The sequence below is a fragment of the Agrobacterium sp. 22-210-1 genome (assembly GCF_053522525.1).
The window spans coordinates 380,670-396,709 of record NZ_JBNWCI010000002.1; the positions used below are offsets into that span (position 1 = coordinate 380,670).

Sequence of the window (16,040 nt, forward strand, 5' to 3'; positions counted from 1 at the left end):
CGCCATGGCCGCCGAGGAAAAACTCACCCTTCATCTGGCCGAAGCCATCGCCGCTTCCGATCCGCTGCGCGACGATGAGGCCGTGACGATTGCCCGCACGGCGCTGATCGATTTTTTCGCCTGCGTACTGGGCGGTGCTGCCGACAGAAGCACCAAAATCCTGATCGACAGCTTTACCTCGGGCACCTCAGGCACGGCGGGCATTATCGGCCACGATCTGCGCACCGATGTCTTTACGGCCGCCCTCATCAACGGCCATTCCGGCCATGTGCTTGATTATGACGATGTGCATGGCAGCGTGCGCGGTCACCCCACCGTCGCCATCATTCCCGCACTTCTGACCGTTGCTGTCGAGGAAAATTCGACGGCGGATGCCCTCATCGCCGCCTATATTGTCGGGCTGGAGACGATGGCGCGGATTGGCCTGTCGCTCGGCACCAAACATTACGAAAATGGCTTTCACGCAACCGCGACGCTCGGTCCCATCGGTGCTGCCGCTGCCATCGCCCATCTCCTGAAATTCGATCCGCAGACCACAGCTGTCGCACTTGGCCTCGCCGCCACGCAATCGGCCGGGCTGCGTCTGCAATTCGGGTTCGATGCCAAGCCGCTGCATGCCGGGCTTGCCACCCGCGCCGGCCTCACCGCCGCGCGGCTGGCGCGGTCAGGGTTTCAGGGCGCCCCGGATTTTCTGGAAAACCCCATCGGCTTTTATTCCGCCTTCGCCTTCGGTGCAGAGCAACCAAAACGGGTCTTGTCTGGCTGGGGCGCACCCTGGCAGATCGTCTCGCCCGGCTTGACGCTCAAGGCCTTTCCCTGCTGCACCGCCGCCCACCCCGTCGCTGTCGGCGCGCTGGCACTGCGCAGCGCGCATGATCTGACGCCGGACGAGATCGCAACTGTTATCATCACCTTCCCGCCGGGCGGCGATGCGGCCCTCGTCGGCCCCGCCACGCCCACGACCGGCATCGATGCGCGCTTCAGCGCCGAATATGTTTTTGCCGCAGCGCTTGCGGATGGAGCACTCGGGATTGGCCATTTCGACGAGCGCCCGGCACGCGCCGACTTGCTTACACTTTCGGCAAAAGTCTCGCGCCGGCATGATGAAACAGCCCGTCGCCTGTCCCCCGATCCGACCACCCGTTTCGTGGTCATCGATGTGACAAAGAAAGACGGCACGTTGCTGTCACGCCGCATCGACGGCCTGCCCGGCATCGACGATCCAACGGAGAAATTCGCCGATGCCACCGGCGGCAATAAGAAATTCGCCGAAATTCCGGCACTGGTGCGATCCATGAAAACCGCAGCCGATCTCAGGAAGCTCGAAACGCTTCTGGCAACTGAAATATAACTCGACCGACATGAAGGCATGACCCCATGACTACGACCCGCAAAAGACAAATGCATCTCGGCCTTTTCCTGCAGGGCGCGGGGCACCACGTTTCCGGCTGGCGTCACCCCGATGCGGAAGCTGGCAGCGAGAATTTCGATCTGCTCACCCGTGTTACCAAAATGGCCGAGGCGGCGAAGTTCGACATGGTTTTCCTCGCCGACGGCCTGACCAGCGGCGTCGACGCCCATCCGTCGATGATAGCCCGCTTCGAGCCGCTGACCCTGCTTGCCGCACTTGCCATGGTGACCGACAAGATCGGGCTGGCCGCCACCGCCTCCACCACCTATGGCGAGCCCTATCACACCGCCCGCGCCTTCGCTTCCATCGATCATCTCAGCCACGGTCGCGCGGCCTGGAACATCGTCACCACCTCCTATGCCCGCACGGCGGCAAACTTCTCCAAGGACCACCCTGAGCATGACGAGCGCTATGCGGTGGCGGAAGAATATGTGAATGTCGTTCGTGGCCTGTGGGACAGCTGGGATGACGACGCCTTCGTCAAGGACAAGCAGACAGGCCGTTACGTCGATCCGGAAAAGGTCCATATCCTCAATCACGAAGGCAAATATTTCACGGTCAAGGGACCGCTCAATATTCCGCGCTCGCCGCAGGGGCACCCTGTGCTCATTCAGGCCGGCTCTTCCGGCCCGGGACAGGATCTCGCCGCCCGCACCGCCGATATCGTCTTCACCGCCCAGCAGGCGATTTCCGAAGCACAGGCCTTTTATACGAGCCTTAAAGCCCGCGTGGAGAAATTCGGCCGCGATCCGGCAAGTGTGGCCGTGATGCCGGGCTTCATGCCGATCATCGGCAGAAGCTTCGAAGAGGCAGGTGAAAAGCTGAAGGAACTGAACCGCTGGACGGACATCAAGAACGCCATGCCACTGCTTGAGGAACGCATCGGCCACAGCCTTACTGAATACGATCTCGACGGCCCGTTGCCGGATTTGCCGATCTCCGACCAGCTGCGCAGCCGCGCCGAACTGCTGACCGAGCTGGCACGCCGGGAGAATCTGACGATCCGCGAACTCGCGCTGCGTGTCGCCGCCGGCCGCGGCCACCACATTGTCATGGGCACGGCGAAAGACGTGGCCGACCGAATGCAGCAATGGTTTGAAAATGGCGCCGCCGATGGCTTCAACGTCATGCCGCCCTTCTTCCCCGGCGGGCTGGAAGAGTTCAACCGCGAAGTCGTGCCGCTTTTGCAGGAGCGCGGCCTGTTCCGCAGGGATTACGAGGGTACGACGCTGCGCGACCATCTCGGCATCGACCGTCCGGCATTGCGGGCATAACGGCGCGCGGACGCCTTTGACCGGAGGCATCCGCATCACCAAATCTCATAGACAAGTCAGGGCGGGCAGATGCCCTGCCCTGTCACGCCGCAGCGCGCCCCGCCTGTTGATCGCGCCGGCCGGCATTTGAAAATTCCGACCGGACGGACGATCCGTCTTCACGCTGAACGTTACGGCGGTTCAGTTTGAACAGGCTGACAAGCTGCGCAAGCACATCGGCACCCTGAGCCAGCGTGGCGCTGATTGCGGTGGTGCGCGCACTCATCGCCGCATTTTCCTGCGTCATCCGGTCGAGCCGGTTGACCGCCTTGTTGATTTCGCTGATGCCAACGGCCTGTTCGTCGGCCGCCTTTGAAATCATCTCGACATTGCCGTCGATGTGTCTGACCAGCGCGTCGATCTGCTTCAGAGCCTCGCCGGTCTCCCCGACCAGCCTGACGCCTTCGAGAACCTCGCTGCCGGAATTGTTGATGAGCGCCTTGATTTCTTTGGCGGCATTGGCGGAACGCTGCGCCAGTTCGCGCACTTCCTGCGCCACCACGGCAAAGCCCTTGCCGGCATCACCCGCCCGCGCCGCCTCAACGCCGGCATTCAGCGCCAGAAGGTTGGTCTGGAAAGCAATCTCGTCGATAACACCGATGATCTGGCTGATTTCGCGCGATGCCGTCTCGATGCGCTGCATCGCATTCACCGTCCGCTCAACCACTTCCGTGGAGGCTACCGTGGATGTCCGCGCGCTCTGCACGAGTTTGCGTGTCTCTTTCATGTTCTCGGTGGACGAGCGAACCGTCGCGGTTATCTCTTCAAGCGCTGCCGAGGTCTCTTCCAGCGCCACCGCCTGCTCGCGGGAGCGCTCGGCAAGATTGACGGAGGCTTCGCTCACTTCCTGGCTGCTGCGGGTCAGGTCGCCGGTCTGGCCGAGAACATTCTCCAGCGTCTTCTGGAATTCCGCGATGGACTTGTTGAAGTCCCGCCGCAGCCCCTCGAACTCGCCGACAAACGGCTTGTCCAGCGTGACGCGGATGTTGCATTGGGAAAGCCGCTCCAGCGCCGCGCCGAGCTCTTCCACGGCATGCACCCGGTCCGACACGTCAAAGGCGAATTTGGCAACCTTGAAGACCTGCCCCCGATCATCGAGGATTGGATTATACGATGCCTGGATGAAGATGCGTTTGCCATCCTTGCCAAGCCGCATGAACTGGCCGGTGGAGAAACGGCCGGTTCGCAGTTCTTCCCAGAAGGTGCGGTATTCCGTCGACCTGGCATAAGAAGGTTCGCAGAACATGGAGTGGTTCTTGCCGATGATCTCCTGCGCCTGATATCCCATCGCTTCGAGGAAATTTTCGTTGGCGCTGAGGATCGTTCCATCCGGCGAAAACTCGATCATGGCCTGGGCACGGGAGAGTGCCGCGAGCTTGCCGTTGTCATCGGCGCTCTGGCGCTTGATGGCCGTAATGTCGGTCGCGATCTTGACCACCTTGTAGGGCTTGCCGAAACGAAAAACCGGATTGTAGGAGGCTTCGATCCAGATATCCGCGCCGCTTTTCGCGCGCCGACGATATTGCCCCTTGTCGTGCTCGCCGCGGGCCAGTTTTTCCCAGAAAGCCTTGTACGACGCAGACGCCGCATCTTCGGCGGAAAGGAACGTGCGGTGATGGAGCCCGACGATCTCGTTTTGGCTATAGCCGATGGCCTTGCAGAAATTATCGTTCGCTTTGAGCACCTTGCCGGTCAGATCAAACTCGATGATGGCCTGTGAGCGGTTCAGGGCTTCCAGCACTGCAGATGCATCCAAACCAAATTTAGAAAAGTGAGACATGCTTTCGAACCCCCAACAATGACCAGTTTGCGGACCTCCTCAACCCTGAATAAACAAGAGATGAAACCGATCGGTCTGCCCGCAGGCAAACTAGCGGGACACCGTTAAATAGCGATTAATGATGAGTTATAACCATCGTCTCAAAGGCCGAATTTGCTGACAAAAAACCGAGAGGCCCCAACCCTCCAGCATGTGGCATCTCCTCAGATGTGGACCGCTTATTTGCCACAGTGCTGATATTTCTGCGGCTGGGGCGCAATGCGGCCTTTCATTGAAACCGCATTCATTGTTATGGCGGGCTTGAAAGATTTGTGTTGCAGGAGCGCTAATGACCAAAACCCTGAAATGCGACGTGCTGGTGATCGGCACCGGCATTATCGGTTCCATGGCGGCGCTTTACCTGCAAAATGCCGGACGTGAGGTTGTTCTTCTGGAACGCGGCGAAGTTGCCCGCGGCGCAAGTTCCGGCAATGCCGGCATCCTGGCCTTTCCGGAAATCATCCCCATACCCTCACCCGGCATCATGAAGAAAGCACCACGCTGGCTTTTCGATCCGCTCGGCCCGCTCAGCGTGCCACCAGCCTATGCCGCAAAGATTGCCCCCTGGCTCTGGCGTTTCTGGCGTGCCAGCGCCGAGCGCAACTTTCGTCATGGGCTGAGGGTACTCAGCGAGATCAACCGGCTGGCCGCCAATGAAATGGCGCATGTCGCCGCCATGCCGGAGCTTTCATCCTTCGTTTCAAAAACCGGTACACTCGATCTCTATGACAGCGAAGCAAGCTTGAATGCCGCGGCAAGGGACTGGGATGAAAAGCAACGCGCGGGTTTCTCCTTTGAGCGTGTCGGCCGTAATGAGATAGACGAACTGCAGCCGGGCCTTGCACCGCAGTTCCGCCATGCCATGTTCTCACCTGATGGCCTGCAGGTCTCCGACCCCTTTGATTTCACCCGCGCCATTTTCGATCTGGTGATTGCCCGCGGCGCAAGCCTGCGCAAGGGTGAGGCGGAACGCATCGACGCCGTTGGTGAAAGCACGATCGTCACCCTGGAAAATGGCGACAAGATCGATGCCGACAGGGTGGTAGTCGCCTGCGGCGCCTGGTCGAAGAAACTTGCCGCGACGCTTGGCAATATCGTGCCGCTGGAAACCGAGCGCGGTTACAACACCACCCTGCCCGCAAGCGCCTTCAACCTGACGCGCCAGCTCTATTTCAACGATCACGGCTTTGTCGTGACACCGCTTTCTTCAGGCATCCGCGTCGGCGGCGCGGTCGAGCTCGGTGGGCTGGAGCTGGAGCCGAACTTCAAACGGTCGGAAGCGATGCTGAAAAAGGCGGGGCGCTTCCTGCCGGGTCTCAAGATGGAAGGCGGAACGCAATGGATGGGTTTCCGCCCGTCAATGCCGGACTGTCTTCCCGTCATCAGCACCGCGCGTACCACACCCTCCGTCATCTACGCCTTCGGCCATGGCCATCTCGGACTGACGCAATCAGCTGCCACTGCCCGCCTCGTGACCCAGCTGGCGAACGGCGAAGAGACCACGATTTCGGTCGATCCTTTCCGACCCGGGCGTTTTTCGTAAGCGAAGAACGAGGAGCCCGTCCCAAAGCTGCACTGACAGCAATATGCGGGTTATTTCACCGGCTGCATGGAATCGTCAGGGAATTCCACCGTGGCGAAGGACGGATAGACTTTTCGCAGGATCGTGACCTGCTGCTGATCGCTCACACGCAGCAGATACCAGTCCGTGCCGTCCATCAAGGCCAGTGTATGGGATTTTGCCTCGATCGTCTGCCCGCCGGTTTCCATCACCGTCTTTGTCGGAATGAGCGCATAGGGCGTTCCATCAGGCGTTTGCTCAACGCTGATCGCGCCTTTATCCATGGTGAATTCGGTTATCTTGACCGCTGCGAGCGCCATCTGCATCTGCGTCGTCAAGGCGCTGCGCAATTGCTCGACGGTCACGCCCGCATCGCTTGCGATAAATTCGAAGATTTTGGGCGGTACCGTCTTGCCGACGGTTTCGAAATCCTGTCCGTTCAAGGCGGCGCTGAACCGTTCAATCTGCGTATGCAGCCTGTCCTGCTCAGACGGCAAAAGATCCCGCGACAGAACGGGCTGTGAAAGCACCGCGAACAGGATCAGGCAGGATATCAGGCGTTTCATGGCTGGCCTTTCCGATGTCCGGCGTCACCGGGTTTCCGCACCGGGAAACCGCTCGCGAAGGAGATCGTTCAGCGCAGCAGAATAAAGCCTGCGGCAGAAAGCACGAGAAACACGATAAGACCGCCAAGAAAACCCGCGGACGCGAAGAAACCAGCGACCATGGCCAGCATCAGCACGCACAGAAGCATGGTGCCGTATTTCGTCAAAGCCAGAAAACCGTTATAGGTCTTTTCATGCTCGGCGTAATTCATCTCGGCACCAACTTCGACCGGGCCTGTGTGGTGTTCGCTCATTCCGCTTCCCCTTTTGCTCCATCCGACATTCCCGTATCGCGAGGGAACTTGGCCTGCCCGCGATCACGGGCATACGCCGGATTCTCCGGAGCCAGAGGTAACATGAAGTCGCTGAAAAGTGCAATGGATCATCAACCCACCCGGCTGGTTCCGACATCCGTGGAAAAACGAATTTTAATCCGCAGCAGAAGGGCCATGCTGTAGCGCCCAAGGCAAAATCAGTGCACGATAAATCATTGCAAGTGCTTGCCATACGGGGTTCTCGGAGGATGACCATACCGTTCTGAGTTGCTTTTTGAAAAGCGGTTCAATAAGCACCTGCAAACAACAAAAAACGAACTTGCCTGGCGGCAAGTTCAATAAGCCGCCACTAAAAAAGCCGCGGTCCGGACCTTGTATCTGGTCCTGAGGAGGGGAAAGTGAAATTTTTTTTGGGAATCAGCCGGGCCGTTGATACGGTCACCACGGTTATCGGTCAGTCTGTGTCCTGGTTGTTGCTGGCAGCCGTCCTGATCAGCGCCACCAATGCCGTCGTGCGCAAGATGTTCGACATGTCGTCAAACGCATGGCTCGAGGTGCAATGGTATCTCTACGGCACCGTTTTCATGCTGGCGGCGGCTTACGCGCTTCTGAAGAACGAACATGTAAGGATCGATATCCTGTCGTCCACATGGTCGAAGCGCACGCGCGACATCGTCGATTTCGTGCTTCACATCATTTTCCTCGTCCCATTTGCCGGATTGATGACCTATCTGGCATGGCCGTGGTTCTGGGTCTCCTTCAAATCCGGAGAAATGTCGTCCAACGCCGGCGGGCTGATCATCTGGCCCGCAAAACTTGTCGTCCTGCTGGGCTTTGCTCTGCTTCTGCTTCAGGCGTTTTCGGAAATCATCAAGCGATATGCAGTGATTGCGGGATATATTGATGATCCCCGCGAAACGGTGCTGTCCGATTCCGAAACAGAAACCCACGGCACGGCAGGGAACTGACATGATAGACTTGATTGCGCACAACCTGCCGCTGGTCATGTTCAGCAGCGTGATGCTGATGCTGTTGCTCGGTTATCCCGTTGCCTTCACCCTGGCCGCCGGCGGCCTCATCTATTTCGCTCTGGGCGTGGAGCTATCGTGGATTTCTCCGGAAATCCGCCTCTTCTGGCCATTATTGCAATCTCATCCGGAACGCATCTACGGGATCATGTATAATGATACCCTGTTGTCGATCCCGTTTTTCACCTTCATGGGCATCATTCTCGAGCGTTCCCGCATGGCGGAGGATCTTCTCGATACGATAGGCCAGCTTTTCGGTCCGATCCGTGGCGGCCTTGCCTATGCGGTCATTCTCGTTGGCGCGTTGCTCGGCGCCACCACCGGCGTCGTGGCGGCTTCCGTCATGGCGATGGGCCTTATCTCGCTGCCGATCATGATGCGTTACGGCTATAACCGTCCGCTCGTCGCGGGCACGATCGCCGCCTCCGGAACACTGGCACAGATCGTCCCGCCGTCTCTCGTCCTGATCGTCATGGCGGACCAGCTCGGCCGTTCGGTGGGTGACATGTATGTCGGCGCACTCTACCCCGCGCTTTTGATCGTCGCGACTTATTGCGCCTACATCTTCGCCATTTCGATTTTCAAACCAGCGCTCGTGCCCGCGCTTCCAAAAGAAGCCCGCACTCTCGGAAACGGCGTCACTTCGCTGCTGGTGATGATCGCACTTTCAGTGGCGCTTTATTTCCTCGGCATGCATGTGCTCTTCAGCGGCATAACAAGCCCGGAATGGCGGCTCGTCACAGCGCTCGCCTTCGCCGTATTTGCGGTTTATCTCGTTGCTATTTTTAATAGCACCGCCAGCAAGAAGGTCATTTCTCGCCTCGCCGAACAGGTCATCATCGTTCTGGTGCCGCCACTGGCACTCATATTCCTGGTCCTCGGCACCATCTTCCTCGGCATTGCCACGCCGACCGAAGGCGGCGCGATGGGCGCAACCGGCGCGCTTATCCTCGCGCTCGCCAAAGGCAGACTTTCGCTTGCGATCGTCAAGAACGCGCTGGATGCAACGACGAAGCTTTCCGCCTTCGTCATGATGATCCTCATCGGCGCCCGCGTTTTCGGCCTGACCTTCTATGGCATCAACGGCAATGTCTGGATTGAGGAATTGCTGCTTGCCCTGCCCGGTGGGGAATACGGCTTCCTGATCGTTGTCACGATCATCATTTTCATTTTGGGCTGTTTCCTCGACTTCTTTGAAATCGCCTTCATCATGGTGCCGCTGCTCGCCCCGGTAGCCGACAAGCTCGGGATCGATCTCGTCTGGTTCGGCATCATTCTCGGCATCAACCTCCAAACCTCGTTCCTGACCCCGCCCTTCGGTTTTTCGCTTTTCTTCCTGCGCTCAATCGCGCCCAACTCCACCTGGGTGGACAAGGTAACGGGCAAAAAAATGCCCGGCGTGAAAACAACGGAAATATACAAGGGTGTATTCCCCTACATCGTCATCCAGTTTGTGATGATCCTGGTCGTCATTGCATTCCCCGGTTTGGTCCTGACGTACAAGAGTGGCCACACCAGCGTTGATCCCAGCACCATCAAGATCGAGATACCCGGCGGGCCGGGAAGCAACGGCCTGTCATTGCCTCCGCTCGGCGGCGGTGCTCAGCAACAGCCATCCATGGGCCTGCCGCCGCTCAACCTCGGCGGGCCGGCTCCAGCCCCATCCGGCCAGGAGAACCAGGCTCCGGCGGCACCGCCGGCGCTCGGTTTGCCACCACTCAATTTGGGCGGACCGCAACCTCAGCAGCCCGCGCCGACCCAACCCGACCTTAGCCAGCCACCCAAGATCGGGCCATAAAAGCACGGCCGGCGCAGCGCGGCGGTGATCGAGAGCGATCCGCGAAACGCTGCGCCGACCCATTGCGCGTCCAGGCATCAGGCACGCGGATGCCGCAAATTGAACAATGCCTGGTGACAGGCCAACGAGGCCGCAATTCCTGCTGAAAAACAAAAAGCCCCGGAGACCGAAGTCCCCGGGGCTTTCTGCCGGTCCGCCTCTACCGAAAGATCAGAGCTTTCCGTTGCGCTGCTGAATCATCATGAATGTATCAAACGTATATTCCGCAAGCTGCATCCACAGATAGCCCTCTCGCTTGAAGGCCACCTGGTCCTCGTAAATCTTTTTGAAGTCGGGGTTGGATGCCGAGATATTGGCATAGACTTCCAGCGCAGCCTTGTAGCAAGCTTCGAGGATTTCCTGGCTGAACGGCCGCAGAACAGCTCCTTCAGCCACCAGTTGCCGCACCGCCGTCGGGTTTTTAGCGTCATATTTCGCCATCATGCTGGTGTTGGCGAAGGCGCAGGCATCCTGCAACACCGTCTGGTAGTTCTTCGGCAGGCTGTTCCATTTGTCCAGATTGACGAAGGAATGGATGACCGGGCCGCCTTCCCAGAAGGCCGGGTAATAATAATATTTCGCAACCTTGTAGAAGCCGAGCTTGTGGTCGTCATAGGGACCAACCCATTCGGCAGCGTCGATGGTGCCTTTTTCCAGTGCCGGATAGATGTCGCCGCCGGCGATCTGCTGCGGCACGACGCCAAGCTTTTCCACCACCTTGCCGGCGAGGCCGGCAATGCGCATCTTCACGCCCTTGAAATCTTCGACGGTGTTGATTTCCTTGCGGAACCAGCCACCCATCTGCGCGCCGGTATTACCGGAGATCATGCCGTAGAGATTGTGCTTGGCGTAAAATTCGTTGAGCAGCTTGTTGCCGTTGCCTTCATAGAACCAGGAATTGGTCAGGCGGGCGTTGAGACCGAAGGGTATCGCCGTGCCGATGGCAAAGGTCGGATCCTTGCCGACGTAATAATAGGAACAGGTGTGGCACATTTCCACCGTGCCTGATGACACGGCATCGGCCGCCTGCAGGCCGGGCACGATTTCGCCGGCGGCAAAGGGCTGGATGGTGAAATTGCCATCGGTTGCGGCGGCAACGTGCTTGGCAATATCCTCGGCACCGCCATAGATGGTGTCGAGCGATTTCGGAAACGACGACGTCAGACGCCAGGTGATCTTGGTATTCTGCTGTGCAATGGCAGGCGCGGCCAGAGCCGTCGCGGCTCCCGCAAGCGCACCTTTTTTCATAAAGGAACGGCGATCCATCTATATCCTCCCAGATATGAACGCTGCCCGCAGCTTTGAATTCCCCTCTTGCTGTTCAGGCATCACAGCAAAGTAAGCACGGTTACCGCCTGGCTGACAAGCGCCCGCGACGAGAATTAATCGCGGAAAACCGGCCTTTTCGGAAAGTCTCCTTCGTATTTTATTTGCAACTGAAATATCCTCGCGACGCCTTATACTTTAGGCGCATCCATTACCGGCAAAACGCAAAACACCTGCTTGACTTGGCTCACCTGCAGTCGCACAAATTTCGGAGATTCGTCCCGGAGCCACCATGCCAAAACCCATCATTGCCGTTCCCGCCGACATAAGGCATTTCGCCGGAGCCGACTGGCACGCCGCGCAGAACCAGTATCTTTCCGCAGCGTTGAAGGTTGCCGGCGTCATGTCCTTCATCGTTCCGGCTTTCGAGGACGGTAACGAGGTCGACGCCATTCTGGACCGGGTAGACGGCCTGCTCGTCTCCGGCTCGGCAACCAATGTTCACCCTGCCCTTTACGGCAAAGAGGCACGGGAAAGCGACGGCCCCTTCGATCCCGCCCGCGACGCGACCAGCCTGCCGCTCATTCGCCGCGCCATCGAACGCGGCATTCCGATGCTGGCCATCTGTCGCGGCATTCAGGAATTAAACGTTGCGCTCGGCGGCACGCTTGCTTCGGAAATTCAGGAGCAGCCCGGCGTCTGGGATCACCGCAAACCCGAACATGACGACCGTGACGTGGCCTTTGCCATTCGCCAGCCGGTGCAGGTGCGTGAAGGCTCCTGCATTGCGCAGCACCTCGGCATGTCGGGCGAAATCCAGATCAATTCGCTGCACCGGCAGGCAATTGCCGAGACAGCGCCGCGCCTGCAGGTCGAAGCTACGGCGGCCGACGGTACCATCGAAGCCGTTTCCGTCATCGACGCCAAGGGCTTTGCGGTCGGCGTGCAATGGCATCCGGAATATTGGGCCGAGACGGATGCGCCATCGCGCGCCTTGTTCGAGGCCTTCGGCAAGGCTGTTCACGAATACCGAAACAGCAAGACCTAAAAATCGCCCCCTGCCCTCCAACGCAAACCGCGTATCCGAGGCCAGCGCATAAAAAAGGGGCAAGCCTGAAAGCTTGCCCCAAGTCCGGGAGGAGGAGTGCTTAGCGCTTTGCGCGTTTCTTCTGTCGGTAAACGTCGGCGACGACGGCAGCCACGATGATCAGGCCTTTGACGATCTCCTGGTAATAGGCATCGACCCTGAGGAACGTGAAGCCTGATGTCATGACGCCAAGAATGATGGTGCCGATGACCGTTCCGGTGATGCGGCCTGCGCCGCCGGCAAGCGACGTGCCGCCGATAACGGCTGCGGCGATGGCGTCGAGTTCGTACATCACGCCCATGCCGGCCTGCGCCGTCTGTGCACGGGCGGCGGTGACGACACCGGCAAGACCAGCAAGCATGCCGGCGATGGCATAGACCTTGATCAGATGCGCCTCGATATTGATACCGGAAACACGTGCCGCCTGCTGGTTAGCGCCGATCGCATAGGTGAACTTGCCATAACGCGTGTAACGCAGCGCGATGTGGAAGATGGTGGCAACGACGAGGAAAACGACGACCGGCCAGATGCCCGTGCCGATGAAGTTGAAGCCATCGGTCAGGCCGGAAATCGGCTGGCCCTTCGTGTACCACTTGGAAAGACCACGCGCCGTCACCATCATGCCGAGTGTTGCGATGAAGGGCGGTATTTTCGTGCGCGCAATCAGCTGCCCGTTGATGAACCCGGCCAAAGCCCCGGCCAATATGCCGACAGCGAGCGGTATGAAGAATGGCAGGTCGGTGAGGCCAGGATAAAGCGCCCGCGGCCACGTGGAAGATTGCGCCACGCTGGCAGACAGCATCGCCGTCAGGCCGACAACCGAACCGGAGGACAGGTCGATGCCGCCGGTAATGATGACCTGCGTCACGCCAACGGCGATGATGCCGATCACTGACACCTGCAGGATCATGATCGTCAGCCGCTGCTGGTTCATCAGGAAGCTCTGGCCGATGAAAATCCAGCCGAGTATTTCATAGACCAGCGCGATGCCGATCAGCACGAAAAAGATATTGGCTTCCGGCGGTATGCGCCTGTGCGGCTTGCGTCCGGATTTTGCATCCAACTCTGCGTTGGCGGTGGCGTTCGTATTCATAATCGTTCCTCCTCGAGAAATCCCGGCGCGCCTCACCGCGATGCGAGATCCATCACCTTCACCTGCGTGGCTTCACTTCTGTCAAGGAAACCCGTCACTCGACCCTCATGCATGACCATGACACGGTCGCTCATACCCAGAACCTCCGGCATTTCGGAGGAAATCATGATGACGGCGACGCCTTGGCGCGCCATCTCGCAAACCAGCTTGTGAATCTCCGCCTTGGCCCCGACATCGATGCCGCGCGTCGGCTCATCCAGAATGAGGATGCGCGGCTTGGTCAGCATCCAGCGGCCGATCAGCACCTTCTGCTGGTTACCGCCGGACAGGTTTTCGATACGCTCGTATAGATGCGGCGTCTTGACCCGCAGCTTGCGGCACATCTCTTCGCAGGCATCCGAAAGGGCGCTTTCCTGCACGAAGCCGTTGGCGACATATTTGTCCTGCAGGACGGCGATCTGCATGTTCTCCAGAATGTTGAGGATCAGCAGACATCCCGTATCCTTGCGGTCCTCGGTCAGGAACGCCATGCGGTGGCGGATGGCCTCTGTCGGGCTGTCGATCGCAACCTGTTTACCGTCGATTGCAACGGTACCAGAGGAGGCAGGCGTGACGCCGAACACCGTCTCGGCAACATTGGAGCGTCCCGAGCCGACAAGACCAGCAACACCCAGAATTTCGCCGGCGCGGACATCGAACGACACATCATGGAACACGCCATCAAGCGTCAGGTTCTTGACCGACAGCACCACATCGCCGATCGGAACCTCTTCCTTCGGAAACATCTGCGTGATTTCGCGGCCCACCATCATGCGGATGATGTCGTCACGCGTCACATCGGTGGACGCGTGTGTGCCGATATATTTGCCGTCGCGGAAAACGGAGAATTCGTCGGCGATCTCGAACAGCTCGTTCATCTTGTGGGTGATGTAGACGATGCCGATACCACGTTCCCTGAGGTCGCGGATAATTCGGAAAAGATGCTCGACCTCGCGCTCGGTCAGCGCCGATGTCGGCTCGTCCATGATCAGAACGTCGGAATCGTAAGAAACTGCCTTGGCGATCTCGACCATCTGACGGCTCGCGACCGACAGTTCGCCGACGCGTGTTTCCGGGTCTAGGTCGATGCCGAGCCTTTCAAGCAGCGTCTCCGTGCGGCGATACATTTCACCATGGTCGATGAAACCAAACCGGTTTTTCGGCTCGCGGCGGATCCAGATGTTTTCGGCCACCGTCATATAGGCCATCAGGTTGAGTTCCTGATGGATCATGGCAATACCGTTTTCGAGCGCATCGAGTGGGGAATCGAGGCGTATCGGAGCACCTTTCAGGCGGATTTCACCAATGTCCGGCTGGTAGATACCAGCGAGAATCTTCATCAGCGTCGATTTGCCGGCGCCGTTCTCGCCCATCAGCGCATGCACGGTGCCGCGCTTGAGATGGAACGACACATCATCAAGCGCCACGACACCGGGAAATTCCTTGCGTATACCGTCCGCTGCCAGAAGAAATTCTGCATTCGGCACGGCGCCGCTGGCGCGCACCGCGGCCATTGTCGATGGACTGACGACCATCTCACCCTCCACAATAGACAAAAATGACCGGAAAATGGGCCTGCGAAATCGCGGCCTTCCTCCGGGGAGGCTTACAGCGCCGTGTCAACAAAGACAGGCATGGGCGCTGTAACACTTTGAATTCACTGAAATTATATTTTCCACATCAGCCCGCAGGCTGGGCCTTCCGTTGGCGTCCGGGTCCGGCACCTGCTCCCGATGTTATTTCAATCGAGCACAGATGCCGAAACGGGATCGTCAGTTCTTGGCCACGTAATCCTTGACGTTCTCAGGCGTGACGAGCTGGAAGGGAATGTAGACCTTCTTGTCGACCTTGTCGCCCTTGACGAGCTTCAGCGCCGCGTCGAGAGCGCCCTTGCCCTGGCCGGCAGCATCCTGGAAAACAGTCACGTCGAGATCGCCCGCCTGCATGGCAGCAAGAGCGTCCTGGGTGGCGTCAACACCGGCGACGACATAGTCCTTCATGTCCTTGCCGGCGGCTTTCAGCGCCTGAACCGCGCCGATCGCCATTTCATCATTGTTGGCGATAACGGCGTTGAATTCGATACCGCTGGAGAGCCAGTTGGTGACAAGGTCGGAACCCTGCGTGCGCTGCCAGTTGGCGGTCTGCTCTTCAACAACCGAAATGCCCTTGCATTCGTCGGTCTGCAAAACATCCTTTGCAGACTGTGTGCGCATGCGTGCCGCCTGGTTCGAAAGCTCGCCCATCATGATGACGGCCTTGCCCTTGCCACCGAGAAGGCGGCAGACTTCTTTTGCTTCAAGCGTGCCGGCCACGGTCTCGTCAGAGGCGACGAATGCCTGTCCATCCGGCAGGGTATCGACGTTTACCGGCTGACGGTTGACGTAGACCAGCGGAATCTTGGCTTCAGCGGCAAGCTTCGACATGGCCGCCGTCGCATCCGTATCAACCGGGTTGACGATGATCGCATCGACCTTGGAAGCGATGAAATTCTGGATCTGGCTCTGCTGCTTGGCAACGTCGTTCTGAGCGTCTTCAACCTGCAGGGTAACGCCCTTCAGTTCCTTGGAGTAATCCTGCATGCCGTTGCGCAGCACGGTCAGGAAGTTGTCGTCGAACAGGGCCATCGAAACACCGACGGTCTCCGCATGAGCCGCCGTGCCCAGAAGCACAGACATGGCCGCACTGATGATAAGCTTCTTCATTGTT

The 16,040-nt window shown here is 58.9% G+C and carries 13 protein-coding genes; 6 read left to right on the forward strand and 7 right to left on the reverse strand.

Going from position 1 to position 16,040, the window contains the following annotated elements:
* Positions 1-4 precede the first annotated feature (4 nt).
* The gene (locus ACQZ5F_RS14710; protein ID WP_225338921.1) at positions 5-1,351 is read left to right on the forward strand and encodes an MmgE/PrpD family protein; all 1,347 of its coding nucleotides are present in this window, start codon (positions 5-7) and stop codon (positions 1,349-1,351) included.
* A gap of 26 nt (positions 1,352-1,377) precedes the next feature.
* Positions 1,378-2,685 carry an LLM class flavin-dependent oxidoreductase gene (locus ACQZ5F_RS14715; protein WP_225338585.1) on the forward strand — a complete coding sequence of 436 codons (1,308 nt, stop codon included), beginning with the start codon at positions 1,378-1,380 and terminating at the stop codon, positions 2,683-2,685.
* 82 nt (positions 2,686-2,767) lie between these two features.
* On the opposite strand, the gene ACQZ5F_RS14720 is transcribed toward ACQZ5F_RS14715, so the two are convergent.
* Entirely contained in the window at positions 2,768-4,504 is a 1,737-nt protein-coding gene (locus ACQZ5F_RS14720; RefSeq protein ID WP_225338586.1) for a methyl-accepting chemotaxis protein, read from the reverse strand.
* A 328-nt stretch (positions 4,505-4,832) separates the two neighbouring features.
* On the opposite strand from ACQZ5F_RS14720, the gene ACQZ5F_RS14725 reads away from it, so the two are divergent.
* On the forward strand, positions 4,833-6,086 hold the full coding sequence (locus ACQZ5F_RS14725; protein ID WP_225245660.1) for an NAD(P)/FAD-dependent oxidoreductase: 1,254 nt from the start codon (positions 4,833-4,835) through the stop codon (positions 6,084-6,086).
* 50 nt (positions 6,087-6,136) lie between these two features.
* Here ACQZ5F_RS14725 and ACQZ5F_RS14730 read toward each other — a convergent pair whose 3' ends face one another.
* Positions 6,137-6,670 (reverse strand): hypothetical protein, encoded by a 534-nt coding sequence (locus tag ACQZ5F_RS14730; RefSeq protein ID WP_225338587.1) that lies wholly within the window; start codon positions 6,668-6,670, stop codon positions 6,137-6,139.
* A 68-nt stretch (positions 6,671-6,738) separates the two neighbouring features.
* Complete coding sequence (locus ACQZ5F_RS14735) at positions 6,739-6,963, reverse strand: aa3-type cytochrome c oxidase subunit IV (protein ID WP_046801378.1); 225 nt, start codon at positions 6,961-6,963, stop codon at positions 6,739-6,741.
* A 419-nt stretch (positions 6,964-7,382) separates the two neighbouring features.
* Here ACQZ5F_RS14735 and ACQZ5F_RS14740 point away from each other — a divergent pair, with 419 nt between their 5' ends.
* The gene (locus tag ACQZ5F_RS14740; protein WP_312361174.1) at positions 7,383-7,952 is read left to right on the forward strand and encodes a TRAP transporter small permease subunit; all 570 of its coding nucleotides are present in this window, start codon (positions 7,383-7,385) and stop codon (positions 7,950-7,952) included.
* A gap of 1 nt (position 7,953) precedes the next feature.
* Positions 7,954-9,810 carry a TRAP transporter large permease gene (locus tag ACQZ5F_RS14745; RefSeq protein WP_225245659.1) on the forward strand — a complete coding sequence of 619 codons (1,857 nt, stop codon included), beginning with the start codon at positions 7,954-7,956 and terminating at the stop codon, positions 9,808-9,810.
* Between the two features lie 210 nt (positions 9,811-10,020).
* Here the strand turns inward: ACQZ5F_RS14745 and ACQZ5F_RS14750 are convergent, their stop codons facing one another.
* Entirely contained in the window at positions 10,021-11,115 is a 1,095-nt protein-coding gene (locus ACQZ5F_RS14750) for a TRAP transporter substrate-binding protein (protein WP_046801381.1), read from the reverse strand.
* Positions 11,116-11,407: 292 nt separating this feature from the next.
* On the opposite strand from ACQZ5F_RS14750, the gene ACQZ5F_RS14755 reads away from it, so the two are divergent.
* The gene (locus ACQZ5F_RS14755; protein WP_046801382.1) at positions 11,408-12,163 is read left to right on the forward strand and encodes a gamma-glutamyl-gamma-aminobutyrate hydrolase family protein; all 756 of its coding nucleotides are present in this window, start codon (positions 11,408-11,410) and stop codon (positions 12,161-12,163) included.
* 100 nt (positions 12,164-12,263) lie between these two features.
* Here ACQZ5F_RS14755 and ACQZ5F_RS14760 read toward each other — a convergent pair whose 3' ends face one another.
* From ACQZ5F_RS14760 to ACQZ5F_RS14770, 3 genes are all read right to left on the reverse strand, one after another.
* Positions 12,264-13,295: an ABC transporter permease gene (locus ACQZ5F_RS14760; RefSeq protein ID WP_046801383.1), complete on the reverse strand. Its 1,032-nt coding sequence runs from the start codon at positions 13,293-13,295 to the stop codon at positions 12,264-12,266.
* A gap of 32 nt (positions 13,296-13,327) precedes the next feature.
* Positions 13,328-14,869 (reverse strand): sugar ABC transporter ATP-binding protein, encoded by a 1,542-nt coding sequence (locus ACQZ5F_RS14765; RefSeq protein ID WP_052818979.1) that lies wholly within the window; start codon positions 14,867-14,869, stop codon positions 13,328-13,330.
* A gap of 237 nt (positions 14,870-15,106) precedes the next feature.
* The gene (locus ACQZ5F_RS14770; protein WP_052818978.1) at positions 15,107-16,036 is read right to left on the reverse strand and encodes a sugar ABC transporter substrate-binding protein; all 930 of its coding nucleotides are present in this window, start codon (positions 16,034-16,036) and stop codon (positions 15,107-15,109) included.
* Positions 16,037-16,040 lie beyond the last annotated feature (4 nt).